Genomic DNA, 1691 nt, shown 5'->3' with positions numbered 1-1691 from the left:
AGGAAGACAATGTGCAGCTAAAGTTTGTTTCAACCTAAGAATGGTTATTCCTAACGCATTCTCTGTCCTTAAAAGGAGGTGATCCAGCCCCACCTTCCGGTAGGGCTACCTTGTTACGACTTCATCCCAGTCATCAGCCTCACCTTAGACGCCTCTCTCCTTGCGGTTGAGCCAGCGGCTTCGGGTAAAACCAACTCCCATGATGTGACGGGCGGTGTGTACAAGACCCGGGAACGTATTCACGGTGGTGTTGCTGACCCACCATTACTAGCAATTCCGTCTTCATGTAGTCGAGTTGCAGACTACAATCTGAACTGAGATCGGCTTTTAGGATTTGCTTCACCTCGCGGCTTCGCTGCCTTCTGTACCGACCATTGTAGCACGTGTGTAGCCCCAGACATAAGGGCCATGCGGACTTGACGTCATCCTCACCTTCCTCCTGGTTAACCCAGGCAGTCTCATTAGAGTTCCCACCCATAGTGTTGGCAACTAATGATAAGGGTTGCGCTCGTTGCTGGACTTAACCAAACACCTCACGGCACGAGCTGACGACAGCCATGCAGCACCTGTGCAGATGCCCCGAAGGGAAATTACATCTCTGTAACGATCATCTGCATGTCAAGCCTGGGTAAGGTTCTTCGCGTTGCATCGAATTAAACCACATGCTCCACTGCTTGTGCGGGTCCCCGTCAATTCTTTTGAGTTTCACCCTTGCGAGCGTACTCCTCAGGCGGTATACTTATCGCGTTAGCTTCGGCACAACCAGGGTTGATTCCGGTTACACCAAGTATACATCGTTTACGGCAAGGACTACCAGGGTATCTAATCCTGTTTGATCCCCTTGCTTTCGCGCCTCAGCGTCAGGTGTAAACTAGAAAATCGCCTTCGCCACTGGTGTTCTTCCACATATCTACGCATTTCACCGCTACTTGTGGAATTCCATTTTCTCCGTCTACCCTCAAGAAAGGAAGTTTCAAATGCTGTTCCGAGGTTGAGCCCCGGGATTTCACATCTGACTTTCCTTCCCGCCTACGCGCCCTTTACGCCCAATAAATCCGATTAATGCTTGCACCCTCCGTATTACCGCAGCTGCTGGCACGGAGTTAGCCGGTGCTTCTTTACCTGGTACGCTCAAGTTCTCTAGATGTTAGCTAGATCCCCTTGTTCCCAGGCGAAAGAGTTTTACGACCCGAAGGCCTTCATCACTCACACAGCGTCGCTTCGTCAGGCTTTCGCCCATTGCGAAAGATTCTCGACTGCAGCCTCCCGTAGGAGTCTGGGCAGTTCTCAGTCCCAGTGTTGGCGGTCAATCTCTCAATCCGCCTAGACGTCTTAGCCTTGGTAGGCCTTTACCCTACCAACTAGCTGATATCCCATGGGCCTCTCTTTAACCGCGAGGTCCGAAGATCCCCCACTTTAATGATTTCAAGATGCCTTGCTATCACCACATTCGGTATTAGCGATCGTTTCCAACCGTTATTCCCAAGTTAATGGTAAGTTACCCATGTATTACTAACCCTTCCGCCACTAAATGTATTGCTACATTTCGTTCGACTTGCATGCCTCATCCACGCTGTCAGCATTCAATCTGAACCAAGATCAAATTCTCAAGAAAAATATATTCTTTGAAAACTTGATAAATGATTTATTTATCTCTGATTCTATTTACGAGATTAAAAGTTGCCTTTTAA

At 48.9% G+C, this 1691-nt stretch carries 1 rRNA gene; it reads right to left on the bottom strand.

The annotated features are described in order from the left end of the window. Window positions 1–71: 71 nt before the first annotated feature. Window positions 72–1615, bottom strand: a 16S ribosomal RNA gene (locus tag NEOC84_RS02210). Window positions 1616–1691 lie beyond the last annotated feature (76 nt).

Source organism: Neochlamydia sp. AcF84 (assembly GCF_011087585.1).
GTDB lineage: Bacteria > Chlamydiota > Chlamydiia > Chlamydiales > Parachlamydiaceae > Neochlamydia.
This window is presented reverse-complemented; position numbering and strand designations above follow the sequence as displayed.